This is a genomic window from Klebsiella sp. GW_Kp182, assembly GCF_040062275.1.
Taxonomy (GTDB): Bacteria; Pseudomonadota; Gammaproteobacteria; order Enterobacterales; family Enterobacteriaceae; genus Klebsiella; species Klebsiella michiganensis.
The window spans coordinates 1-22374 of record NZ_JBEAFQ010000071.1 but is presented as its reverse complement, the minus strand read 5'-3'; the positions used below and the strand labels follow the sequence as shown (position 1 = coordinate 22374).

Here is a 22374-nt window from a genome sequence, read left to right as displayed (position 1 = left end):
TTCATCGCCGTCTGCGGGCCGGTAGCCCGGACAGATGCGCAGCATCGCCTCCGGGATCGGTCTCTTACGCCAACAGTTTCTCCACCAGCGCCGTCCACAGCGCCACGCCGTGCGGGATCAGCGCATCGTTAAAATCATATCCGGCGTTATGTAGCGGCTTTGATGCCGTCTCGCCATCGGTGCCAATCCAGAAATAGGCGCCCGGGCAGGCCTCCAGCATGCAGGCAAAATCTTCCGAGGCCATAGAGGGATTGCCGTTCCAGCTCACCGCCGATTCCCCCAGCAGCGCGGTCGCCACCTCGCGAACCTTTTGCGCTTCAGCCGGGTGGTTGGTGGTGACGGGATAACCGGGATACCAGGCGATTTTGCCTTCCACGTCTGATACCTGCGGCTGGGCGGCGACATAGCTTTCAATCAGCCCCCTGACCCGCTCACGCACCTGGTTATTCAGACAGCGGAAGGTTCCGCGCAGCACCACTTTATCCGGCAGCACGTTGATCGCCTCCCCGCCGGAAATCTGGGTAATGCTTACCACCGTGGATTCCTGCGGCGACAGGCGGCGCGACGGAATGGTTTGCAGCGCCATAATCAGCTGCGCCGCGGCGACAATCGGGTCCGCCCCGCGCTCCGGCATCGCCGCATGGCAGCTCTTGCCGGTCAGGGTGATTTCAAACGCATCGAGAGAGGCCATCATCGCCCCGCTGCCGATCGCCACCTGGCCCAGCGGCATACCCGGCCAGTTGTGCAGCGCGTAAATGGCATCCATCGGGAAGCGCGCAAACAGCCCCTCTTCCACCATCTTACGCGCGCCGCCCAGGTTCTCCTCAGCGGGCTGGAAAACAAAGTGAACGGTACCGCGAAAGCGGCGGGTTTGCGCCAGATGCGCCGCTGCCGCCAGCAGCATCGCGCTATGGCCGTCGTGGCCGCAGGCGTGCATCACGCCCGGATTACGCGATTTATAGTCGACGTCGCTCTGCTCGGTGATCGGTAGCGCATCCATATCGGCCCGTAGGCCAATTACCGGACCCGGGCCGTTCTCCAGCGTCGCGACCACGCCGGTCCCCGCCAGACCGCTATGCACCTGAAGGCCAAATGAAGCGAGCAGTTCAGCGACCCGACGGGAGGTTTCCTGTTCCTGATACCCCAGCTCAGGGCAAGCATGAAAATCACGTCGCCAGCGAATGGCCTCGGCGATCAGTGAAGGGGATACAGCCATGTCTTACTCCTTTCCTGCACAGCTTCAGCGCTGAACGAGTGTTTTATGCAATACGTTAGGGCTACAGGTAACCCGCTAGCCTATTGGTTATATCCTTTCGCCCGCTCGCTGACAACTGCCGCCAAACCCTGCGCCAACGCGCCTTTGCGCGGCATCCCGCCTGCACTGCGTTTTTTTGTAGTCATATCAACGGTGACATAAGGCGTGCGATTAATTATTATGCAGCTATACTGGCGTTTTGCCGAATAATTCACTCTACAGACCTCCTTAACCGGAAATAAAATGTTCAACCCAGAGCAGAATCGTCTTGCCCCCACGCTGGCGATGATCATGGCGGCTTCATTAGTGGGATTTATCACCGGATACACGGTGCCCTTAATCAGTCTGGAGCTGGCGCAGCAGCAGGTTGATACCGTTTACGTCGGCCTGCTGGCCGCGCTACCGCCAGCGGGGATGATGATCTCCTCCTTCCTCTCGCCCGCGCTGTGCCGGCGCTTCGAGATGGGGCTTCTGCTCTCCGTCAGCCTGGTGGCGCTGGCGGCGGCAACCATCGCCTCCTGCCTGTCGTTTGATATGGTTCATCTCCTGCTGCCGCGGCTGGTGACTGGCCTGGCGTCAGGGGTAATTATCGTCATTGGCGAAAGCTGGATCACCGGCGGCGCGGCGGGTAAAAACCGGGCAACCCTGACCGGCATTTATGCCTCCGCCTTTACCGGCTGTCAGCTGGCGGGGCCGCTGCTGATCTCCGCCGGAGAAGCGTATCAATCATGGACTCTGCTGCTCGTCGGACTGGTGACCCTCGCCTGTCTGCTGATGCTCCGCCATTTGCCCTCCGGCAGCCGCGAACGGCTGGCGGAACGCGCCAGCTGGCGCAGCCTCGGCGCCTTTTTGCCGGTACTGGCTTCCGGCGTATTCTGCTTCGCCTTTTTTGATGCCAGCATACTGGCGCTGCTGCCGCTTTACGGTATGGATAAAGGGCTGAGTGAAGTGACGGCGGTACTGCTGGTCACCGTGGTATTAACCGGCGATGCCGTATTCCAGGCGCCGCTGGGCTGGATTGCCGACCGCTTCGGTATCCGCCGCGTGCATCTGACCTGCGCGGTGGTCTTCTGCCTCGCCCTGCTGACATTACCGTTCCTGCTGGCGTCGCATATCCAGCTGATTGTCGGCTGCCTGCTTCTCGGCGCCGCGGCGGGGGCGCTCTATACCCTGTCGCTGGTCCGCGCCGGGAAGACCTTCTCCGGACAAAAGCTGATTATGATCAACGCCCTGCTGGGGTTCTTTTGGTCCGCGGGGAGCGTCGCAGGCCCGGTGGTCAGCGGATTGCTGATCAGCGTCGCGGGGTATGATGGTCTGCTGATGACGCTGTTTGTCAGCGGCGCGCTGTTCCTGCTGATTCAGTGCCTGGGTAAAAGCGAAAAAGCCCTGCTGGCGGACGAACGCGAGCGCGAAGAAGAGATGGATGATATTAGCGAGGCGGCGCGGTAACGCTTAAGGGCAGTCACGGTTCGGCAGAACGAAAGCGCCCTCATCGCCCGCGCAGGGTCTTCTCCCCGGCAGCGCAGTCGCGCGCCGGGGCCGGGAGCCGTTACAGCACTTTACTTAAAAATGCGGCGGTGCGCGGGTTAGTCGGCGCGCTAAAGATCTGCGCCGGTTTCCTCTCTTCCTGAATGATGCCCTGGTCGATAAAGATAACCCGGTCGGCCACTTCGCGGGCAAAGCCCATCTCGTGGGTTACGATTACCATGGTCATCCCTTCGCTGGCGAGGTTTTTCATCACCTCCAGCACGTCGCCCACCAGCTCAGGATCGAGCGCCGAAGTGGGCTCATCAAACAGCATAATCGACGGCTTCATCGCCAGCGCGCGCGCGATGGCCACCCGCTGCTGCTGCCCGCCGGAGAGGCTGGAGGGCCAGGCGTCGCGCTTGTCGCTCAGCCCGACCTTCGCCAGCAGCTCTTCCGCCAGACGCACCGCCTCCGCGCGCGCCGTGCCGCGCAGGCTCATCGGGGCCATAATCAGATTTTCCAGCACCGTTTTGTGCGGGAACAGATTGAAGCGCTGAAAGACCATGCCGACACTTTCCCGCATCTTATTCAGATCGGTGGCGCGATCGTGGGCAGCGAAGCCGTTTACCTCAACCTCGCCTTCGCTGACGGTTTCCAGCGCGTTCATGCAGCGCAGAAAAGTGCTTTTCCCGGAACCGGACGGGCCGATAATACACACGACTTCCTGCGGCTTAATGTCGCAGCTGATGCCGCGCAGAACGTGGCTGTCGCCGAAGCGCTTGTGTAAATTATGAATGTGAATCACTTTTGCCAAACCTCTTTTCCAGACGGTTAACCAGCTGCGCCAGCAGGAAAGTAATAACCCAGTAAACCAGGGAGATGGTCAGGTAGGGTTCCCAGTAGGTGGCGTAGGCGCCGGAAACGGTGCGCGCGGCGTAGGCCAGATCCGCCAGACCGATGGCCGACGCCAGCGAGGAGTCCTTAACGATGGCGATAGCGTTGTTGCCCAGCGGCGGCAGAATGCGGCGAAACGCCTGCGGCAGAATCACCTGACGCATGGTTTTCCACCACGGCATTCCCAGCGCGCGGGAAGCTTCCATCTGCCCCTTATCGATCGACTGGATCCCGGCACGGAAGATCTCCGACACGTAGGCCCCGGCATTCAGCGTAATCGCCACGATACAGGAGAGAAACGCGCCGTAGTTTGAGCGCAGCTCGCGAGCGAAATCAGCGCTCATCATGCCGCTGGTCACCAGCAGTCCGTCGCGCGGGTTGATAAACAGCGGCACCAGCGCGAAGTGCACCACCATAATTTGCACGAACAGCGGCGTACCGCGAAACGCGCTGACGTAAAAGCGCACCGGAAACTGCACCAGGTAACGCAGAACGTATTTCCATACCCCGTGCTCGGCTTTCGCCATCCGCCCCAGCCCGAGGGTCAGCCCCCACAGGGTGCCGAGGATCACGCAGATAATGGTACATTTAATGGTCATCAGGGCACCGTCCATAAACAGCGGACCGTACTCCTCAATGATCTCCCAACGGAATCCCGTCATAGCCCTTCCCTAAAAAATACGGCTATCGCCAGAGTCGATAGCCGTGATGAAAATAAAAATGCGAATTATTGCGCTGGCAGCGTCGGGACGTTCTCGTCGAACCAGGTTTTATAGATTTTGGCGTAGGTGCCGTCAGCGATGATTTTCTGTAAACCGGCGTTGATCTTCGCCTGCAGCTCGCTGTTGCCTTTCGCCACCGCGATGCCGAAATACTGGCGCTCAAATTTGGCATCCGGCACCAGCTTGAACTGCTTCTCCGGGTGCTGCTTGATGTAGTATTTCACCACGCCGACGTCGCCGACCGCCGCGCTCACGCCGTCTTCAAACAGCTCCTGCAGCATCAGCGGAGTATTATCAAAACGTTTGATCGCGGTACTGTTCTTGCCCAGCACGTCGGAAACCACGATATCGCCGGTGCTGGAGTTCACCACGCCGACTTTCTCGTTTTTCAGCGCCTCAAGGGAGGAGACCTTTGAATCCGCCGGCACGACGATGGACTGCTCGGCCGGGAAATAAGGGGCGGAGAAATCCACCATCTGCTTACGCTTATCGGTGATAGTGATCCCGGAGATAATAATGTCGCGGTCGCCGGTGTTGAGGGTGGCGAAGATCCCTTCCCACGGCGTATTGACCAGTTTGATATCAAAGCCTTCCGCTTTGGCGATCGCTTTGATGATATCGATATCAAAACCTTCCAGCTGTTTCTGGCTGTTCTCGAACTCAAACGGGCGATAGGTTCCGCCGGATCCCACCACGTAAGTTTGCTGAGCCGCGTGGGCGGTGCCGATCATCGCCGCCACCAGGCAGCATGCTTTCATCCACTTCTTAACCATGACAACTCCGTTTTATGCATTAATTTTGCATAAAAATACACACTGTCAGCATGGCATGCAACCGGAAACCTTCCCGACGGTAAATTATCTGCCGTTTAGCTTCGTTTACCGCCGGATTTCCCGATGGCCCGATGCAATTCATTGATCCGCTTCATCGATTTCACCGTTTTTTGCGGCGCGGTGGAGGCGACCGACAGCACGATCATCTCCAGGCAAACCAGCACCGTCCCGTGCAGCGGCACCCGCCCATTATCGCCGCCGCGCGGCACCTCAATGACCACCTGCGCCTCCTGGCTAAAGCGGGAGTCCAGCGCCTGGGTGAGTAAAATCGTCGGGATCCCCAGACGGCGGGCCTCGCGCAGGGTCGTCATCCCCTCCCGGTGCGGCGACTTCTGCCCCATCATAATCAGCACGTCGCCGCGCTGCAGGCCGATCAGCTGCTCGGCGAGGCTAAACCCGGTGCGGTTCATTACGTACGAAGGCAGGCCGATGCGGCTCAGCAGCCTGGTGGTATACTCCGCCAGAATGCCCGAGGCGCCGATCCCAAAAATCCCCACCTGGCGCGCGTCGGTCAGCAGCGCCACCGCCTGGGCCACCGCGGCGCGGTTGTCGGGGCGCGCAAGCACTTCGCAGGCCCGCTGATGCCCTTCCAGCACGAAATCGATGCTCGAATTGACGTCGCTGGATAAGGCGCTCACCGTGGAGATCATTTTTTCCGACGAGGTCGCCGACGGGCAGAACCAGCGCTCCATGGTCTGCTTCAGCTCCCGCAGTCCGGCGAAGCCGAGCGCCTGGATGGCGCGCACCACCGTGGCGTCCGAGGTATTGGTCGCGGCGGCGATTTCCATGGCCGTGCGCTCCAGCACCGCTTCCCGGTTTTCGTTGATATAGCTCACCACCGCCAGCAGACGCGGCGACAGCTGATGCGCGCGGGCGCGAAAACGTTCGCCGAACAGGTCAACCCGCCCCTTCTCTCTTTTTACCACCGTTTTCATTTCAGCCCCTCGGGCAAAGGACGACCGGCAATGTGCGACTGTACCTGGGCGACCATCAGCGACAGCGCGGCGTAGGAGTTAGAGATAACCTCCTCGCGCGGCAGCAGAATGTAGCGCCCGGTGCGGCAGGCGCGCATAAAGTCGCACCAGCCGGGCATCACGCCCTCCATCGCCTGCAGCTCATCCTGCGGCCTGCCGCCGGTATCGGAACGCCAGGTGGCAAATACGAAATCAGCATCCAGCGCCGGCAGCTGCTCGGCGCTGACGTCAATACGCTGGCCATCGGGGATGTTGTCAATCAGCGGCGGGAAGCGGAATCCGGCATCGCGCAGCACGCGTCCCAGCGCATGATAGGCGTGATGCACGGTAACCTTGCCGTTGTTGGCCTGAATCACCGAGACTACGATGTTTTGCGTATCCACCATCGCCTTTAGCTGGGCTATCTGCGCCTGATAGCGGCGTTCGAGGATTAAGAGCCGCGGCTGGGTACCGGTGAGCTGCGCCAGCTTGCGGTAGATGCGCGGCGCGCTGCCCTGCAGGTGGTCGATGCTGACCGTTGGCGCAATCTTCTCCAGCTGCTCCACCGAAACGTGGCGGCTGGGCTCGGTAATAATCAGGTCCGGTTTCGCGGCGGCCACCGCTTCGAGATCGATATCCGCCGTGCCGATAAACCGAATCGCGCTGTTATCGAAATCAACGCCGGTCAGCTGTGCGCTGGCGCGTAAAAAGTGGCTGCCGTCCGGACGCGTCCTCCCGTGGCTGGCCACCGGCGGGACGCCAAGCTCGATCAGCGGGATGGTGATATCCAGATCGTGCAGCGACACAATGCGCTGCGGGTGCAGCGGAACGGTCACCGTACGACCCAAATCATCGGTGAAGGTTTGCGTATCGGCGGCCGAGGCGACGCCCGCCAACAGCACCAGCAGAGAAACGAACCAACGCATAGCGATCCTTTTTGATTTACAGGGCGTCACGGCGACGCCAGAGCAGAACGATAAAAAACGGACAGCCGACCAGCGCAATCACGATCCCTGCAGGGATCTGCAGCGGCGCGAAAGCCAGTCGGCCAATTGTATCGGTGGCTAACACCAGCAGCGCGCCAACCAACGCGCTGCCGCAGAGCAGCGCCACCTGGCCGCCGCGCAGCAGAAACCGCGCCATATGCGGCGCCATCAGGCCAACGAAGCCGAGGCTTCCGACGCAGGAAACGCTGGCGGAGGTCAGCAGCACCGGCGCGAAAAAGCGCAGCAGGGTTAGCTGCTGCAGGCGTACGCCGAGACCAATGGCCGTGCGGTCGCCGAGCAGCGCCGCATCGGCGGCCCTGGCTGTCAAAAAAAGGATCAGCGCCCCGGGCAGCGCCCAGCAGAAGGCGACGGCCAACAGCGGCCAGGTCACCGCGTGCAGGCTGCCCGCCAGCCAGATCATAGCCGTTTGAACATCGCGCACGTCGGGGGGGGGGTTTAAAAAAACCCCCCCCCGCCGCCGCCAGCGTCCACGACACGCCGATGCCGATGCCGATGAGAATAAAGCGCGGGCGCGAACAGTCGCGGGCCAGCGCCAGAACCAGCAGCGCCACCAGCACGCCGCCGAGCATTCCCGCCAGCGGCCGCCAGACCAGGCCCACCGCCGGGAAGAACAGCACCAGCGCCAGAACGACAATACTGGCCCCCTCCTTCACCCCGATAAGCCCGGGATCCGCCAGACCGTTGCGGGTAATGCTCTGCATCGCCGCGCCGGCCAGACCGAGCATCGCCCCGCACAGCAGCGCCATAAACAGCCGCGGCAGGCGGATATCAAAGAGGATAAATCGCTGCTGTTCGTCCACGATGTCCGCCCCCAGCAGCGCACGGAACAGGGTACCGGAGGGCATCGGGAAGCTGCCGCGGGTCAGGGCAAACAGCGCCAGCAGCAGGATGACGAGCAGCGCGACAGCGGCGATTTTTACCGCCGCAGGGCGCAGCAGAATGTGCCAGCGGCCGCAGGTCAGCGGCCGAAAGCCGGCGCGACGGACGGCGCTTTTCATTTAAAAAACCTCGCGGCGATAAAAATAAATACCGGCGCCCCCACCAGCGCGGTCATCGCGCCGGTTGCCAGCTCCTGGGGCGCAACCAGGGTACGAGCGGCGATATCCGCCAGCAGCAGCACCAGAGCGCCAACCGGAGCGGCCAGCGGTAGCGCCAGGCGAATATCTTCGCTAATCAGCCGGCGCACCGCGTGGGGGACCACCAGCCCGACAAAGCCGATCGGCCCGGCCACCGCCACCGCCGAGCCGCACAATAGCGCAATGGCGGTCAGCCCCAGCAGGCGGGTCTGAACAATCTTTACCCCCAGCCCCAGCGCGACCTTATCGCCCAGCGCCAGCACGTTAAGACGCGGCGCGATGACCAGCGCGATCGTCACTCCCGCCAGCGCCGGGAGCAGCGCAGCGCGCAGCGTTTGCCAGTTCAGCCCGGCAAGATCGCCCGCCAGCCAGGTGCGCATCGCCAGCAACGTTTGTTCATCGAGGATCAGAATCGCCGCGGTGACAGCCGAGGCAAAGGCCGACAGCGCCACCCCGCACAGGGTAATGCGCAGCGGCGTAACGCCGCCCCGCCCGGACGACGACAGCAGCATCACGCCGCCAAACAGCAGCGCCGCGCCGCAGGCGGCGGTGAGCGGTCTGGCTAACGCCACGCCGCCGAGGCTGATTCCCAGCGCCGATGTCGCCACTACCGCCAGCGAAGCGCCGGCGTTAAGGCCGAGAATATGCGGCTCGCCCAGCGGGTTGCGGATCACGGTTTGCAGCAGCAGCCCCGCCACGCCGAGCGCCGCGCCGGTGAGCAGCGCCGCCGCGAGACGTACCAGGCGTAAATCGACAATAATTCGGTGGTCAAAATTGCGCGGATCGTAATGGAGCAGCGCCTGCAGCACCGTTTGCGGCGCAATCCAGCGCGCGCCAAGTCCGAGATGCACCAGCGAGCCGCCCAGCAGCAGCAGGCTCAGCAGTACCAGCGCCAGCCGGGGGCGGGATTGTCGGCGCGGCAGCAGCAGCGCGGAGGCGCTCATAACGCCTTCTCCTCACGGGCGCGGAACGGCATAAAAAAGGGCTTACCGGTCTGCGGGTTGAGCGACATCTGCACGTCCACGTCAAAGACGGTTTTGATCAGCTCCGGCGTACAGATTTCCTGTTCATTAATCACCCCGGCGATCGCGCCTTTTTTGAGAAACACCAGCAGGTCGGCGTAGTTCACCGCGAAGTTCAGGTCGTGCAGGACGGTGACCACCGTGCGGCCGTGATCGCGGGTTAAGGTTTGCAGCAGTTCAAGGATGTCGACCTGATAGCGCAGATCGAGCCAGGTGGTGGGCTCATCCAGCAGAATCGTCGCCGTTTGCTGGGCGAGAGCCATCGCGATCCAGCAGCGCTGACGCTGGCCGCCGGAGAGGCTATCAACCGCCAGGTGGGCAAACTCTGCGGTACCGGTGAGCCGCAGCGCCTCTTCTACCGCCCGTTCATCGGCCTCGGACCATTGTCGCATCAGCCCCTGCCAGGGGTAGCGCCCGCGCGAAACCAGTTCAAAAACCGTCAGCCCTTCCGGGGTCAGCGGCGATTGCGGCAGAATGCCCAGCCGACGGGAAACCTCCCGGGTCGGCATCTGATGAATCACCTCGCCGTCCAGACGTACGCAGCCCCCCAGCGGCTTGAGCATCCGGGCGATAGTCGACAGCAGCGTCGATTTCCCCGAGCCGTTGGCGCCGGCCAGTACCGTCATTTTCCCGTGGGGGATGGTCAGATGAATATTGTCGACAATTAGCGTCTGGCCATATCCGGCCGACAGGGAATCAAGGACGATCCCCTGCTCTGCAGGCAACACCCGCTGTGGCATAACTCGCTCCCGCGCCGCAACGGCGTGGCGCCAGGCCCGCTCGTTCCGCACTCAAACAAAAATAAATCTCATTCTCTTTTGATCATGCGGTGGATGAATGTAGTAGTCAATACCCTATGACGGCGCCGGCCGCGCGGGTTTACTACCAAAATCTGCACAACATAAAATGACTTTAATCATCAATTAAAACAATAATATATGAAATTTTCACCCAGCCCATTCCTCGCTAATTGATTGATTATTTGTTTCGTCAGTTTTTTATCTTACATAACGTTTACTACTACATGCCTTCATGATTGAATGATTCTCAATTACATATCTGGCGCGCGTTGCGGCGTAAAAAACAGCCAGATTTATTTTTCAGGGCAATGATTTTATTGGCTTTACCTCTCCGCAAAGGCGAGGTTCGTTCACGAGACACAAAAATGATTCCACTCAATGTCCCTTATTCGGCATTAAAAGGGCGTGCGCTTTTTTCACTGATTTTTTTCACCTCACCGGGATTATTGGCAGCGGTTAATAGCGCCGATAAAACAAACAAAACCGCTGACGAGACCATAACGGTCGTGGCCGACGGCACTCGGCAACGCGCTACCCAGGGATATCAGCCGGTCAATACCTCGACCGCCACGCTGACTACCATGCCGATGCTGGATATTCCGCAGGTGGTCAATACCGTCAGCGAGCAGGTGCTCGAGGATCAGCATGCGACGAACCTCGATGAAGCGCTGTATAACGTCGCCAACGTGGTACAAACCAATACCCTCGGCGGGACCCAGGATGCCTTCACCCGCCGCGGCTTCGGCGCTAACCGCGATGGTTCAATCATGACCAACGGCCTGCGCACCGTGCTGCCGCGCAGCTTCACCGCCGCCACCGAACGCGTCGAAGTGCTCAAAGGCCCGGCCTCAACGCTGTACGGTATTCTCGACCCCGGCGGATTAATCAACGTGGTGACCAAACGCCCGGAGCGCAGCTTCGGCGGCTCCGTCTCCGCCACCTCCACCAGCTTTGGCGGCGGTACCGGCCAGTTTGACGTCACCGGCCCCATCGACGGGACTCAGCTGGCGTATCGGGTAATTGGCGAATATCAGCATGAAGATTACTGGCGTAATTTCGGCAAAGAGAAGAGCAGCTTTATTAACCCCTCCCTGACCTGGTTCGGCGAGCGGGCGACGGTGAACGTCTCATATTCGCACCGTGACTACAGTGCCCCATTCGATCGCGGCACCATCTTCGATCTGAATACCGGCCATGCGGTGAACGTCGATCGCAAAACGCGTTTTGATGAACCGTTTAATATTACCGACGGTTATTCCGATCTCGCGCAGCTGAATGCCGAATACCGTCTCAGCGACGCCTGGACCGCCCGCTTCGACTACAGCTACAGCCAGGATCATTACAACGACGATCAGGCCAGGGTAATGGCCTACGACTCGGCGACCGGCAACCTGACCCGCCGCGTCGATGCCACCCACGGTTCCACCCAGAAAATGCACACTACGCGGGCGGATTTACAGGGCAACGTGGTCATTGGCGGTTTCTACAACGAGATCCTCACCGGCCTGGCCTACGAGAATTACGATCTGCTGCGCACCGATATGATCCGCTGTAAGAACGTCAAGGGTTTCAATATCTATAATCCGGTCTACGGCACTGTTGGCAAATGCTCCAGCGTTTCGGCATCCGACAGCGACCAGCGTATTCAGCAGGAGAGCTACGCGGGCTACCTCCAGGACGCGCTCTATCTTACCGATAAGTGGATTGCCGTCGCCGGGGTGCGCTATCAGTATTACACCCAGTACGCCGGCAAGGGCCGCCCGTTTAACGTCAATACCGACAGCAGCGACCAGAAATGGACGCCGAAAGCGGGCCTGGTGTATAAGCTGACGCCGTCCGTCTCGCTGTTCGGTAACGTGGCGCAGTCGTTTATGCCGCAGTCCTCTATCGCCAGCTATATTGGCAATCTGCCGCCGGAAGAGTCGACGTCTTACGAGCTGGGCGCGAAGTTCGATCTGTTCAACGGCGTCACCGCCAATATCGCGCTGTTTGATATTGATAAGCGCAACGTCCTCTACACGGAATCCGTGGGCGATGAGACGGTGGCAAAAACCGCCGGTAAAGTGCGCTCCCGCGGCGTCGAAGTGGACGTGGCCGGGTCGCTGACCGATAACCTGAGCGTTATCGCCAGCTACGGCTATACCGATGCGAAGGTCACCGACGATCCGGATTACAAAGGCAAACCGCTGCCGAACGTGCCGAAACACACCGGTTCGCTGTTCCTGAGCTACGACATTCACAATGTCTACGACAGCAATACGCTGACGGTGGGGGGCGGCGGTCGCGCAGTGAGCAAACGTTCCGGCACCAACGGCGCGGATTATTATCTGCAGGGCTATGCGGTGGCGGATGTATTTGCGGCCTATAAGATGAAGCTGCAATATCCGGTGACCCTGCAGGTTAACGTGAAGAACCTGTTCGATAAGACCTATTACACCTCCTCCATCGGCACCAATAACCTCGGCAACCAGATCGGCGATCCGCGGGAAGTACAGTTTACGGTGAAGATGGATTTTTAAGCCTCATCCCTGTCCCGGATCGCGGCGCGCGGCGCCTTATCCGGGCTAGCACACTGTAGCCCGGGTAAGGAGCGGCCCTACCGCCCCGCCCCCGGGAATCCCCGCCGAACGGTCAGAATCAGCACGCCCCGGATAACGCCTTGCCTTACCAGTCCTCCCCCTGGCCAAGAATGCGCAAAATATCCTGCCGATGCTGCAGCAGCAGCGGATTGTCGCGATGGCGGGGATACGTCAGCGGAAGCGCAAACTCGGCGATAATCCGCCCCGGTCGCGGCGACATGATTAACACCCGATCGCACAGCAGCAGCGCCTCTTCGATATCGTGGGTAACCAGCAGGCTGGTATAGCCCTGCTGCTGCCACAGGGCGATCAGCTCCCGCTGCATGCTGATGCGGGTAAGGGAATCCAGCTTGCCCAGCGGCTCGTCGAGCAGCAGCAGACGCGGCTCATTCAGCAGCGCCCGGGCCAGCGCCGCACGCTGCGCCATCCCGCCGGAAAGCTGGCGCGGCCACGCTTCGCTAAACGCCTGCAGCCCCATTCGCGAAATCAGCGCATCGGCCTTTGGCTCAAGCCCCTTTTTCCCCTGCGCCTGCGGTCCCAGCAGCACGTTTTGCCGCACCGTCAGCCACGGATAAAGGGTCGGATCCTGAAACACCAGTATCCTTTCGGGCCCCGGTCCGCCCATCGCCGCCTCATCAATCTGAATTTGCCCGGCCTGCTGCGGCTCCAGTCCCGCCAGCAGCCGCAGCAGAGTGGATTTACCGCAGCCCGAAGGACCGAGCAGCGCGACGCTCTCTCCGGGCCGCAGCTGCAGGCTGATATTCTCCAGCACCGGCACCGTCTGTTTGCCAAGGCTAAAAGCGTGATGCAGATGGCTTATCGACACCGCCGCGCCGGTCGATGCCGCCTGAGAAGTGGCGTTCGCGGTTACCATTGCATCCCTCCCCGCTGCCAGCTCAGCAGCCGGTCTCGCACCATAAACAGCCCGCTAATCAGGCCGGAGCAGAGCAGCGCCATCACCAGCAGCGCCGCGTACATATTGGGATAGGCCGCCCAGCCCTGCGCCCACTGGAGATAAAAACCGATACCGGATTTCACGCCGACCATTTCGGCGACGATCAGCACCGAAAACGATGCGCCAAGCCCCATAAACAGGCCGACAAAAACGTTCGGCAACGCGGCGGGGATCGCCACGCGCAGGATCAGGAAACGCTGGCTGGCGCCCAGGGTTCGCGCCACGTCATACCACGCCTTATCGATGCCGATAACCCCGGACCAGGTCAGCACGGTCACCGGGAACCAGGTGCTGAGCGCGATCAGAAACACGCTGGCGCCGAAGCTGGAGGGGAAGATAAACAGGCACAGCGGCAGCAGCGCGGTGGACGGCACCGGCCCCAGCAGACGCAACACCGGATGCACCCAGTAGCCGATCCGCTGGGACCAGCCGATCGCCAGCCCGCTGATAAAACCGCAGCTGGTGCCCAGCAGCACCCCGAGCCCGAGCAGCCCCAGCGAATGCAGAAGGCTATCAAGCAGGCGCGGCCAGTCATCGTGCAGCACCTCAATCAGCGCCTGCGGCGGCGCGAAAAACGGCACCGGCAAAAACGCCGTCTTGGCCGTCAGTCCCTCCCACAGCGCAAAAAGCAGCGGCAGCAGCGCCAGCCACTTTCCGGCATGCTGCAGGCGAGTCCCCCGCTGCCGCCAGTAGCGGTAGCTCAGCGCCAGCAGCAACAGTCCGCCGCCAAGGGTGAACTGCGCCAGCGCCCACCCTTCGCTAAACGGCCAGCGCCGCCCGGCATCGGGCCAGGCCAGGGTAAACAGGCCGCCCAGCAGCCATAGCGCGGCGGCAAGCCAGCCTTCCTTCCACAGCGGCCTGCCGCTTGCCGGGCGCGTCAGCACCCGTTCAGGCGAAAACGTTGACATAAATGCTCTCCGCAAACTGATGGGGATCGGTTCCCGGTTTAATGACCTGCACCCGCTGAAGATCCACGGCGTACTGGGTCAGCTCTTTGACAAACGCCTCGCCCACCGCATGATGGCCGTGCCCCTGGCCGTGGAGAATTCCGCTGACCTCCGCCTCATTGGTATTCAGCGCATGGGCGAGGAAGGATTGCGCCACGCTCTCCGGATGCGCGGCGGCATAGCTGTGCGCCTCAAGAATCGCCTGGGTGAGCGCGGCGGCGGCCGGTTTATGATCGCGCGCCAGGCTACCGCTGACCCCCAGTACGCAGCAGCTCAGGTTAGCGTAATCGCCGGTCATATTGCTGGCGATAAGCTGATATTTACCGGTGTCCAGCAGACGATAGCTGAAGGGTTCGCTGCCGCTGATGGCGGCAATTTCGCGTTTATCCAGCGCCACGCTGAGTAAATCTGCCGGATAGACTTTCCACTGCACATCGCTTATCGGATCGATGCCGTGGCGCTTAAGCAAGATGGCGAAGAAGTTTTTATCCGGCCCGGCCATATCGGTGACGCCGATGGTTTGCCCCTTCAGGCTCTCCAGGCCGCCGAACGGCGAGTTTTTCGCCGTCAGCAGGTTCAGGCAGCCGCCGTGGGTTCCGGCGGTGAGCTTCACGTCGAAGCCCTGCTCCAGCGCCTTCAGCCAGCGCAGCGCCATCCCGACGCCGGCGTCGGCCTTGCCGGTGGCAATCGCCTCCAGCAGCACGTCCGTCGAGTTGCCGAAGTTAACGAACTCCACGTCGAGATTGTATTTACTGAAGATCTTCTGCTGCTCCGCGACGGCAACCGGCGCCAGGCACACCGCGCTTTTGTTAATCGCCAGCTTGATTTTGTACGGCTGCGCCAGGCGCAGGGCCGGGTGTTCCTCACCGCTCGCCATGGCCGCCATATCGTGAGCCCAAAGGGGCAGAGAGGCCCCGGCCAGCGCAAGGCTGCCGGTCAAGCGTAAGAAACGACGGCGAGATGTCATCATGGCGACACCTCCGCATGGGCCTGCGCGGCAGGCACGCTAAAGCCGTTATCAAACGTCGGCGTCACGTCCAGCTTTGCGCGGATCAGCCCGTTGGCGAGGTAAAAGTCCGCCGTCGACTGCTGCTGAACGACCGTCTTCGCGTCCAGACGCAGCCACTGCGACTGGCGATTGGCAAACTGCGCGCGGGCGATATCCGCCGGGAAACGAATAATTTCCCCCAGCGTTTTACCGTAGCTATCGAGATTGGCGTAGGCCCAGCGCTCGGCGCCGGCCAGGCGATTTAGGTAATCCTGCAGCGCCGCGCGCTTCTGCGGATCCTTAAGGGCATCATCGGTTGCCGCCAGGAAAGTGTTACCCGGCAGCAGCCCTTTGCCGCTGACCAGAATCTGCCCCTCGGCGGTCTTCACCAGCTGCGTGGTATAGGGCTCCCAGGTCGCCCAGGCGTCCACCGAACCGTTGAGCAGCGCCACTTTGGCGTCCACCGGACCGAGAAACACCCACTGCACCTCTTTCGGCGAAATTCCCGCCTGCTCCAGCGCTTTCAGCGCCACAAAGTGGCCAATCGACCCTTTACCGGTAGCGATGCGTTTGCCTTTTAAATCCGCGGCGCTTTTCAACGCGCTGCCGGGCGAGACCAGCACCGCGGTGCCGGCCGGGTTGCTTTTATCGACGGCGATGGCTTTAACCGGCGCGCCGTTAGCCAGCGCGAACAGCAGCGGCGCATCGCCGATGATTCCCGCATCCACCGCCCCGGCGTTAAGCGCTTCCGCCAGCGGCGCGGCGGCCGGAAACTCGGCCCATTTAATCTCGTAAGGGAGATCCTGCAGGGCGTTGGCTGCCTCCAGCTGCGAACGCATGCCGCCTTTTTGATCGGCGATTCGCAGGGTGATTCGCTCCTGAGCCGCCGCATAGCCGCTCAGGGCCAGCAGCATAACCACCCCGGCTAAACCGGTAACATTAAGTCTGCGCATATGAATTATCCTTATTTTTGAAAAGCGTGTTTGCCGGCCGCCAGCCACGCGCTGTCGCTCTGCGGGGTATGTACCCGCCCGCACAGCACGTTGCGATAGTGGCGTTCCAGAGGATTTTGCCGACTCAGGCCATGGTTGCCGGTCAGCTCCAGCGCCAGGTTCACCGCCTGAATGGCGTTGTCGGTAATCGTGACTTTCGCGAGATTCGCCTCAATGGCGGAAAAGCCCAGCTGTGCGGCCTTTTCCAGCAGAGTGCGATTGACCAGTAGCCAGCCGTCAATCTGGCCGACTTTTTCCTGCACCCGCGGCAGGCTGGAAAGGGGTTGCCCAAGGCTGCCCGGAATACGCGTACCCAGCCACGTTACCAGCCAGTCGCGGGCGGCCCGCGCGATGCTGTCGTAAATCGCCGCCAGCAGCGCCGTATGGCGGTTGGCAAACAGACGAAACTGTTCCGCATCAGGCGCGGGAGGCGCATCGGCAGGCCACACGTCCACCGCGTGCTCTGCGGCCACCCGGACGTTGTTCAGCACCACTTCGTGGCTACCGGTTGCCCGCATTCCGGCGTGATCCCAGCTGTTCACCACGGTAATGCCCTCACTGTCGCGGGGCACCAGCCAAGTGCCGACCAGCGGCGGAGCGTCGTCGCTGCGGCCCCAGATGGCCAGCCAGCTCAGCCCCTCAATACCGGTGGTATAGATTTTATGGCCGTTAATCTGCCACCCTTCCGCGCGGCGGGTCGCCACGGTTTGCGGCAGGCCGCCGCGCGCCGGGGAGCCCAGTTCCGGCTCCACGCGCAGGCTGTTGATCAAGCCTCCCCGCTCGACGGCATCGTGAAAAACCCGCTGGCGCAGCGGCTCGGACCAGTTCTCGTTTTCCGCCAGCCGCAGATGGTGCAGGTACTGCATGCAGACGATCAGCGCCGTCGCCGGTTCGCCCCAGGCGATGGCCGCAATGGCCTGCTGAAGCTCGGCTAAGCCGGCACCTGCCCCGCCGTACTGCTGCGGCACGGCGAGGCTTAAAAAACCGCGCTGGCGCAGACGGTCGATATTGTCGCGGGGAAAGTCGCCGCTGGCGTCGAGACTGGCCGCCTGCTCCGCCATCAGCTGGCGAACCTCCCTCAACCGCCGCGCCCAGTCATCGCTTGTCTGACCGATCACGAGGCGCGCTCCGCCACGGCGCGCAGGGCGGCTTTTTCGCGGGCGATCGGCAGCAGCGCTTTACCGTACTCCTGAGCATCGTTGAGCGGATCGAACCCGCGGATCAGGAAGTTGCGCACGCCGAGATCGTAGTAATCGAGCAGCGCGTCGGCGACCTGTTCCGGGGTGCCCACCAGCGCGGTGGAGTTGTGGCCGCCGCCTACCAGCTGCGCGATCCCGGTCCACAGGCGTTTATCCACCACCTTGCCCTGCGCCGCCGTCGCCCGCAGACGCTGCGCCCCGACGCTGTCGGGCTTGGCTTTGAAACCGCCTCCGCTCTGCGCCGCCCGCTCGGTGGCGACGTGCAGGATATGCTCGGCTTTCTCCCAGGCCTCGGCTTCGGTCGCGGCGATAATCGGCCGGAACGAGACGCTGAAGTCGATTTCGCGCTGATGTTTCGCCGCCTCGGCCCGCACGCGCTGGATGGTTTCCGCGGTTTGCGCCAGCGACTCTCCCCACAGGGCGAAGACGTTGGCGTGCTTGCCGGCCACGGCGATGGCCGCTTCCGACGAACCGCCGAAATAGAGAGGGATATGCGGTTTTTGCAGCGGGCGAATGGCCGACCACGCCTGTTCCGCCTGATAAAAGTCATTGGCGATATCCACCGGCTGTTCGGCGGTCCACACCTTGCGGACGGTCTCAAGGAAGGCATCGGTACGCGCATAGCGCTGGTCGTGATCGAGGTAATCACCGTCGCGGCGCTGCTCGGCGTCATTGCCGCCGCTGATGATATGTACCGCCAGACGGCCGCCCAGCAGGTGTTCAAGGGTAGCGAACTTACGCGCGGCGAGGGTCGGCGAGACAAAACCGGGACGATGAGCCAACAGGAAGCCGATCTTTTGCGTCGACAGGCCCGCCAGCGCGGTCACCAGGAATCCGTCGGGTTGATCGGACCAGTGGCCCACCAGCAGGCGGTCAAACCCGGCGGCCTCGTGGGTTTGCGCGAAACGCACGATGTAATCGCGGTCAAAAATCGGGCCGACCGGGGCGATGGTTTCCGACGACAGGCGGTGGCCGATCATGCCGAGAAATTGAATGCTCATGCAGAACTCCTTGTAGCAGGATAATGAGTGGGCCGCCGCGGCGGCGCGTTTTCATTACCCTATACACGGGGTCTTAATGAACAAAATGCATTTTTATCATATCTTAATATGCGAGATAAGCATTTATAAAAATTATATATACGTTTCAGCCAGATACGTTTAGCTGCTGAACGACTTTGCCGGCGAAAAAAGTCAGCGGCTGGCTCAGATTAGCCAGATTCTGCGCGTGAACCAGCCACAGATGCAACTCGGGCTGGAAATCCGCCAGCGTCAATACCGTCACCTCATCGCGCCACGGGCTGGCGGCCAGCGCGGCGCGCGGCACCAGGCCAAGCCCCAGCCCCTGCGCCACGAGGCTGATTTGCAGCTGGGCGCCCGCGGTCTCGACATTCAGCGCCAGACGCATCCCCTGGGACTGCAGCTCGCGGATCAGCCCGGCCCGCAGGCCGCAGCCGTCGGGATTGAGCACCCAGCCTTTTTCCGCGCAGTCGCGCAGCGCCCCGGCGTGAAGACGCCAGCTTTTAGCCGCAATCACCACAATATCCAGCGGGCACAGCAGGCGCCCGCCGTAGCCCTCAGCAAAGCGTTGCTGTTCCGGCCCCATCGCCAGCACGCCGTCCAGCTCGACGCTTTCAAGGCGCTTTTGCAGCAGCCCGCTCCAGCCGCAGGTCACCTGCGGTCGCAGGGCGGGAAACTGCTGGCGCAGCGCGGTCAGCGCCGGCTGCAGGGCAATTTCCGCCACGCTCTGCGGGACCCCGAGACGCAGGATACCGTGCGGCTCGGCCTCGGGGTCGAGCAGGCCGTACAGCTTTTTGGTCTCCCGCTTGATGCTCAGGCACTGCTCGTAAACCCGGTGCCCGGCGGCGGTCAGGGTGAGCGGCCGGGTCTGACGCTCCAGCAGCGTTACGTTGAGGGTTTGCTCAAGACGCTGCAGACGACGGGTAATCGCCGATTGGGTAATACCGAGATATTCCGCGGCCTGGTTAAGCGAGGAGAACTGCACGGTGGCCAGCAGTGCGTCAATGTCGTCGATGCGCATAGCGTCCTTAAAGCCTGGCCCATCAGAGCTATTTTGCTTGCCATTTTGAACCTGGGCAGTGCTCAGACAAAACTCATAGAGTTTTGAACGCCTTCAGGGCGGCCCGAAGGGGGAGCGTAGCGAATAATCCTCACGTACTACGTGTACGCTCCGGTTCTTCCGCGCTGGCCGTGTTCAAACTGTCTACGCCAATGACGCTTGATGGGTAGGCTATCAATGTTATTTTTGCATATTAATATATGCGGAAATTGCATTTTAATTATATTAACGCCTTTGCTAGCGTAAAGACCAGTCCCGACAACAGGAAGCGACCATGACCGCACCGCGAGTGGAAAAATTACGCCAGTTTATTCAAGACCTTGATGCCCTGCATCGCGAATTTGCCGATGAACAGCCCCTGCTCGACGCCGTGGCCCTGCGCCTGGCCGCGCTGGTGAAAAAGGATGACTGGCTGCCGGAGGAGTACACCCTGCCGCATCCCCACCACTATCAGCAGTATCTGCTGCATGCCGATTCCGGACAGCGTTTTTCCATTGTCAGCTTCGTCTGGGGGCCGGGGCAATCGACGCCGATTCACGATCATCGGGTGTGGGGCGCCATCGGCATGCTGCGGGGCGCGGAGGAGAATCAGCGCTACCGCCTGGACGAGCGCGGCCAGCCGGTGGTCAGCGGCCTTGCTGAACGCCTTTCCCCAGGCGAAGTGGAAAAAGTCTCTTCCCGCGACGGTGATATTCACCGGGTGAGCAACGCCCTCGCGGATAGCGTCTCGATCAGTATTCACGTTTACGGCGGCAATATCGGCGGCGTCAGGCGAGCGGTTTATACCCCGGAAGGCCTCGTCAAACCTTTTGTCTCCGGCTACTCCAACCGCCACTTACCCAATATCTGGGATCTCTCAAAGGATAATTAATATGCCCACCTGTTCTTATCGCCCGGCCGCCCAGCTGCGCCAGGCGCTGCTTGACGGCGCCGAGCTGGCGCTGATCGACGTTCGCGAAGAGGCCGACTTTGCCCGCAGCCATCCGCTGTTTGCCGCTAATCTGCCGCTCAGCAAGCTGGAGCTGGATATTTTTCGGCGCGTGCCGCGCCTGACAACGCCGATTACCGTCTATGACGGCGGCGAAGGTCTGGCGGAGCGGGCCGTCGAGCGCCTGCAGAGCTGGGGCTACGAAGATGTCGCCCTGCTGGAAGGCGGCCTGCCGGGGTGGCAGCGCAGCGGCGGAGAGCTGTTCCAGGATGTGAATTCGCCGAGCAAAGCGTTCGGCGAGCTGGTGGAGAGCGAGCGGCATACCCCCTCGCTGAGCGCCGGGGAAGTGCAGGCGCTGCTCGATGGTCAACAGGAGGTGGTTGTCGTCGACGCGCGCCGTTTCGATGAGTATCACACCATGAATATTCCCGGCAGCATCAGCGTGCCCGGCGGGGAGCTGGCGCTGCGCATTGAGGGCCTGATTCCGTCATCGCAGGCGACGGTGATCGTCAACTGCGCGGGGCGCACGCGCAGTATTATCGGCACGCAGTCGCTGCGCAATGCCGGTTTGCCCAATCCGGTCTACGCGCTGCGCAACGGCACCATCGGCTGGACCTTAGCCGGGTTTGACCTTGAGCGCGGCCAGCAACGGCGTTATGACGCCGATTTTCGCGCCCCAGCCGAACGCGCGGCGGCGGTGAGGCAGCTGGCGGAGCGCGCCGGCGTCGCCTTTATAGACAGCCCAACCCTTCAGCGCTGGCTGCGGCAGCCCGCCCGCACCACTTACCTGTTCGACGTCCGCAGCCCGGAGGAGTACGCCGCAGGCCATCTGCCGCTGAGCGTTAGCGCGCCCGGCGGGCAGCTGGTGCAGGAAACCGACCATTTCGCCAGCGTGCGCGGGGCGCGCATTGTGCTGATTGCCGATGACGAGATACGCGCGCCGATAACGGCGTCCTGGCTGGCGCAGATGGGGTGGGAAGTGGCGGTATTACGCGATGCGCGCGCGGAAGATTTTAGCGAGCGCGGTACCCCCGCAGGCCGCGTACCGCCGGGTCCGCAGGCGGAGGAGATTGCCCCGCATCAGCTGGCGGCACAGCTGAGGGAGCCGGGAACCGTGGTGCTGGACTTTACCACCAGCGCCAACTACGTCGCCCGGCATATTCCCGGCGCTTACTGGCTGGTGCGTTCACAGCTGCGCCAGGCGCTGGAGGTGCTGCCTTCCGCCGAGCGTTACGTTGTCACCTGCGGCAGCAGCCTGCTGGCCCGCTACGCGGTGCCTGAGGTTGCGGCGTTAACCGGTAAACCGGTGCAGCTGCTGAGCGGCGGCACGCTGGCGTGGATTGACGCCGGGCTGGAGCTGGAGCATGGCGAGACGCATCTGGCGACACCGCGCAGCGATCGCTATCAGCGCCCGTATGAAGGTACCGATAACTCACCCGCGGCAATGCAGGCCTACCTCGATTGGGAGTTCGGCCTGGTTGAACAGCTGAAGCGCGATGGCACGCACGGGTTTAAAGTATTGTGATGTCCCCCCGCTCGCGCTGCGCTTAGCGGGGCTACGGGCTCACCGCCGTCTGCCATACCGTCGCCCGGACTGATGCGCGGCATCGCCTCCGGGGAATTATGCCGCACTGCGCTCTGCTCCCGGGGGCGGCGCAAGCGCCTGCCCGGGCTACAG

17 protein-coding genes and 3 pseudogenes are annotated in these 22374 nt (G+C 61.9%); 4 read left to right on the top strand and 16 right to left on the bottom strand.

Translation table 11 applies throughout. The features are described 5' to 3' along the window. Positions 1 to 64 precede the first annotated feature (64 nt). On the bottom strand, positions 65 to 1216 hold the full coding sequence (locus ABLU88_RS26565) for a M20 aminoacylase family protein (protein WP_025108182.1): 1152 nt from the start codon (positions 1214 to 1216) through the stop codon (positions 65 to 67). 282 nt (positions 1217 to 1498) lie between these two features. Between ABLU88_RS26565 and ABLU88_RS26560 the strand changes: the two genes are divergently transcribed. After that, positions 1499 to 2704 carry an MFS transporter gene (locus ABLU88_RS26560; protein ID WP_348838586.1) on the top strand — a complete coding sequence of 402 codons (1206 nt, stop codon included), beginning with the start codon at positions 1499 to 1501 and terminating at the stop codon, positions 2702 to 2704. A 100-nt stretch (positions 2705 to 2804) separates the two neighbouring features. Here the strand turns inward: ABLU88_RS26560 and ABLU88_RS26555 are convergent, their stop codons facing one another. The 8 genes and pseudogenes from ABLU88_RS26555 to ABLU88_RS26520 form a co-directional block, all read right to left on the bottom strand. Then, positions 2805 to 3527, bottom strand: coding sequence for an amino acid ABC transporter ATP-binding protein (locus ABLU88_RS26555; RefSeq protein WP_348838590.1), 723 nt, complete (start codon positions 3525 to 3527; stop codon positions 2805 to 2807). After that, entirely contained in the window at positions 3511 to 4278 is a 768-nt protein-coding gene (locus ABLU88_RS26550) for an amino acid ABC transporter permease (protein ID WP_004102832.1), read from the bottom strand. Before ABLU88_RS26550 ends, ABLU88_RS26555 begins: the two co-directional genes overlap by 17 nt. Positions 4279 to 4343: 65 nt before the next feature. Continuing rightward, the gene (locus ABLU88_RS26545) at positions 4344 to 5111 is read right to left on the bottom strand and encodes a basic amino acid ABC transporter substrate-binding protein (RefSeq protein WP_004851663.1); all 768 of its coding nucleotides are present in this window, start codon (positions 5109 to 5111) and stop codon (positions 4344 to 4346) included. Between the two features lie 95 nt (positions 5112 to 5206). Further along, positions 5207 to 6106, bottom strand: a complete 900-nt coding sequence (locus ABLU88_RS26540) for a MurR/RpiR family transcriptional regulator (RefSeq protein WP_348838583.1) — start codon at positions 6104 to 6106, stop codon at positions 5207 to 5209. Further along, positions 6103 to 7073: pseudogene (locus ABLU88_RS26535) on the bottom strand (iron-siderophore ABC transporter substrate-binding protein); the annotation flags it as partial. The gene ABLU88_RS26540 and the pseudogene ABLU88_RS26535, both read right to left, overlap by 4 nt. Further along, positions 7067 to 8129, bottom strand: a pseudogene (locus ABLU88_RS26530) (iron ABC transporter permease). The pseudogenes ABLU88_RS26530 and ABLU88_RS26535, both read right to left, overlap by 7 nt. Continuing rightward, positions 8126 to 9151 carry an iron ABC transporter permease gene (locus tag ABLU88_RS26525; protein ID WP_025108187.1) on the bottom strand — a complete coding sequence of 342 codons (1026 nt, stop codon included), beginning with the start codon at positions 9149 to 9151 and terminating at the stop codon, positions 8126 to 8128. The pseudogene ABLU88_RS26530 and the gene ABLU88_RS26525 overlap by 4 nt, the downstream one beginning before the upstream one ends. After that, positions 9148 to 9969 carry an ABC transporter ATP-binding protein gene (locus ABLU88_RS26520; protein ID WP_014229681.1) on the bottom strand — a complete coding sequence of 274 codons (822 nt, stop codon included), beginning with the start codon at positions 9967 to 9969 and terminating at the stop codon, positions 9148 to 9150. The genes ABLU88_RS26525 and ABLU88_RS26520 overlap by 4 nt, the downstream gene beginning before the upstream one ends. 425 nt (positions 9970 to 10394) lie before the next feature. Here ABLU88_RS26520 and ABLU88_RS26515 point away from each other — a divergent pair, with 425 nt between their 5' ends. Further along, positions 10395 to 12548 carry a TonB-dependent siderophore receptor gene (locus tag ABLU88_RS26515; RefSeq protein ID WP_224226011.1) on the top strand — a complete coding sequence of 718 codons (2154 nt, stop codon included), beginning with the start codon at positions 10395 to 10397 and terminating at the stop codon, positions 12546 to 12548. Between the two features lie 145 nt (positions 12549 to 12693). Here the strand turns inward: ABLU88_RS26515 and ABLU88_RS26510 are convergent, their stop codons facing one another. The 7 genes and pseudogenes from ABLU88_RS26510 to ABLU88_RS26480 form a co-directional block, all read right to left on the bottom strand. After that, positions 12694 to 13482, bottom strand: coding sequence for an ATP-binding cassette domain-containing protein (locus tag ABLU88_RS26510; protein ID WP_014838728.1), 789 nt, complete (start codon positions 13480 to 13482; stop codon positions 12694 to 12696). After that, positions 13476 to 14471 carry an ABC transporter permease subunit gene (locus tag ABLU88_RS26505; RefSeq protein WP_014229684.1) on the bottom strand — a complete coding sequence of 332 codons (996 nt, stop codon included), beginning with the start codon at positions 14469 to 14471 and terminating at the stop codon, positions 13476 to 13478. The genes ABLU88_RS26510 and ABLU88_RS26505 overlap by 7 nt, the downstream gene beginning before the upstream one ends. After that, positions 14452 to 15477: an ABC transporter substrate-binding protein gene (locus ABLU88_RS26500; RefSeq protein ID WP_025108189.1), complete on the bottom strand. Its 1026-nt coding sequence runs from the start codon at positions 15475 to 15477 to the stop codon at positions 14452 to 14454. Before ABLU88_RS26500 ends, ABLU88_RS26505 begins: the two co-directional genes overlap by 20 nt. Beyond that, a complete protein-coding gene (locus ABLU88_RS26495) occupies positions 15477 to 16451 on the bottom strand; it encodes an ABC transporter substrate-binding protein (RefSeq protein ID WP_049084298.1) in 975 nt (324 codons plus the stop codon). Before ABLU88_RS26495 ends, ABLU88_RS26500 begins: the two co-directional genes overlap by 1 nt. Positions 16452 to 16462: 11 nt before the next feature. After that, entirely contained in the window at positions 16463 to 17551 is a 1089-nt protein-coding gene (locus ABLU88_RS26490) for an acyl-CoA dehydrogenase family protein (RefSeq protein ID WP_047725015.1), read from the bottom strand. Between the two features lie 34 nt (positions 17552 to 17585). Next, positions 17586 to 18690: pseudogene (locus ABLU88_RS26485) on the bottom strand (LLM class flavin-dependent oxidoreductase). A gap of 145 nt (positions 18691 to 18835) precedes the next feature. Continuing rightward, entirely contained in the window at positions 18836 to 19729 is an 894-nt protein-coding gene (locus ABLU88_RS26480; RefSeq protein WP_348838578.1) for a LysR family transcriptional regulator, read from the bottom strand. A gap of 313 nt (positions 19730 to 20042) precedes the next feature. Here ABLU88_RS26480 and ABLU88_RS26475 point away from each other — a divergent pair, with 313 nt between their 5' ends. After that, positions 20043 to 20639: a cysteine dioxygenase gene (locus tag ABLU88_RS26475; RefSeq protein WP_032749846.1), complete on the top strand. Its 597-nt coding sequence runs from the start codon at positions 20043 to 20045 to the stop codon at positions 20637 to 20639. A 1-nt stretch (position 20640) separates the two neighbouring features. Further along, positions 20641 to 22221, top strand: coding sequence for a rhodanese homology domain-containing protein (locus ABLU88_RS26470; RefSeq protein WP_048262449.1), 1581 nt, complete (start codon positions 20641 to 20643; stop codon positions 22219 to 22221). Positions 22222 to 22374: the final 153 nt, after the last annotated feature.

Bases quoted from the DNA above. Each gene is read 5' to 3' on its own strand.
- ABLU88_RS26515 (WP_224226011.1), top strand. From the start codon at position 10,395: ATGATTCCACTCAATGTCCCTTATTCGGCATTAAAAGGGCGTGCGCTT.
- ABLU88_RS26510 (WP_014838728.1), bottom strand. From the start codon at position 13,482: ATGGTAACCGCGAACGCCACTTCTCAGGCGGCATCGACCGGCGCGGCG.
- ABLU88_RS26495 (WP_049084298.1), bottom strand. From the start codon at position 16,451: ATGCGCAGACTTAATGTTACCGGTTTAGCCGGGGTGGTTATGCTGCTG.
- ABLU88_RS26550 (WP_004102832.1), bottom strand. From the start codon at position 4,278: ATGACGGGATTCCGTTGGGAGATCATTGAGGAGTACGGTCCGCTGTTT.
- ABLU88_RS26545 (WP_004851663.1), bottom strand. From the start codon at position 5,111: ATGGTTAAGAAGTGGATGAAAGCATGCTGCCTGGTGGCGGCGATGATC.
- ABLU88_RS26520 (WP_014229681.1), bottom strand. From the start codon at position 9,969: ATGCCACAGCGGGTGTTGCCTGCAGAGCAGGGGATCGTCCTTGATTCC.
- ABLU88_RS26475 (WP_032749846.1), top strand. From the start codon at position 20,043: ATGACCGCACCGCGAGTGGAAAAATTACGCCAGTTTATTCAAGACCTT.
- ABLU88_RS26565 (WP_025108182.1), bottom strand. From the start codon at position 1,216: ATGGCTGTATCCCCTTCACTGATCGCCGAGGCCATTCGCTGGCGACGT.
- ABLU88_RS26560 (WP_348838586.1), top strand. From the start codon at position 1,499: ATGTTCAACCCAGAGCAGAATCGTCTTGCCCCCACGCTGGCGATGATC.
- ABLU88_RS26505 (WP_014229684.1), bottom strand. From the start codon at position 14,471: ATGTCAACGTTTTCGCCTGAACGGGTGCTGACGCGCCCGGCAAGCGGC.
- ABLU88_RS26540 (WP_348838583.1), bottom strand. From the start codon at position 6,106: ATGAAAACGGTGGTAAAAAGAGAGAAGGGGCGGGTTGACCTGTTCGGC.
- ABLU88_RS26480 (WP_348838578.1), bottom strand. From the start codon at position 19,729: ATGCGCATCGACGACATTGACGCACTGCTGGCCACCGTGCAGTTCTCC.
- ABLU88_RS26525 (WP_025108187.1), bottom strand. From the start codon at position 9,151: ATGAGCGCCTCCGCGCTGCTGCTGCCGCGCCGACAATCCCGCCCCCGG.
- ABLU88_RS26470 (WP_048262449.1), top strand. From the start codon at position 20,641: ATGCCCACCTGTTCTTATCGCCCGGCCGCCCAGCTGCGCCAGGCGCTG.
- ABLU88_RS26500 (WP_025108189.1), bottom strand. From the start codon at position 15,477: ATGACATCTCGCCGTCGTTTCTTACGCTTGACCGGCAGCCTTGCGCTG.
- ABLU88_RS26490 (WP_047725015.1), bottom strand. From the start codon at position 17,551: ATGGCGGAGCAGGCGGCCAGTCTCGACGCCAGCGGCGACTTTCCCCGC.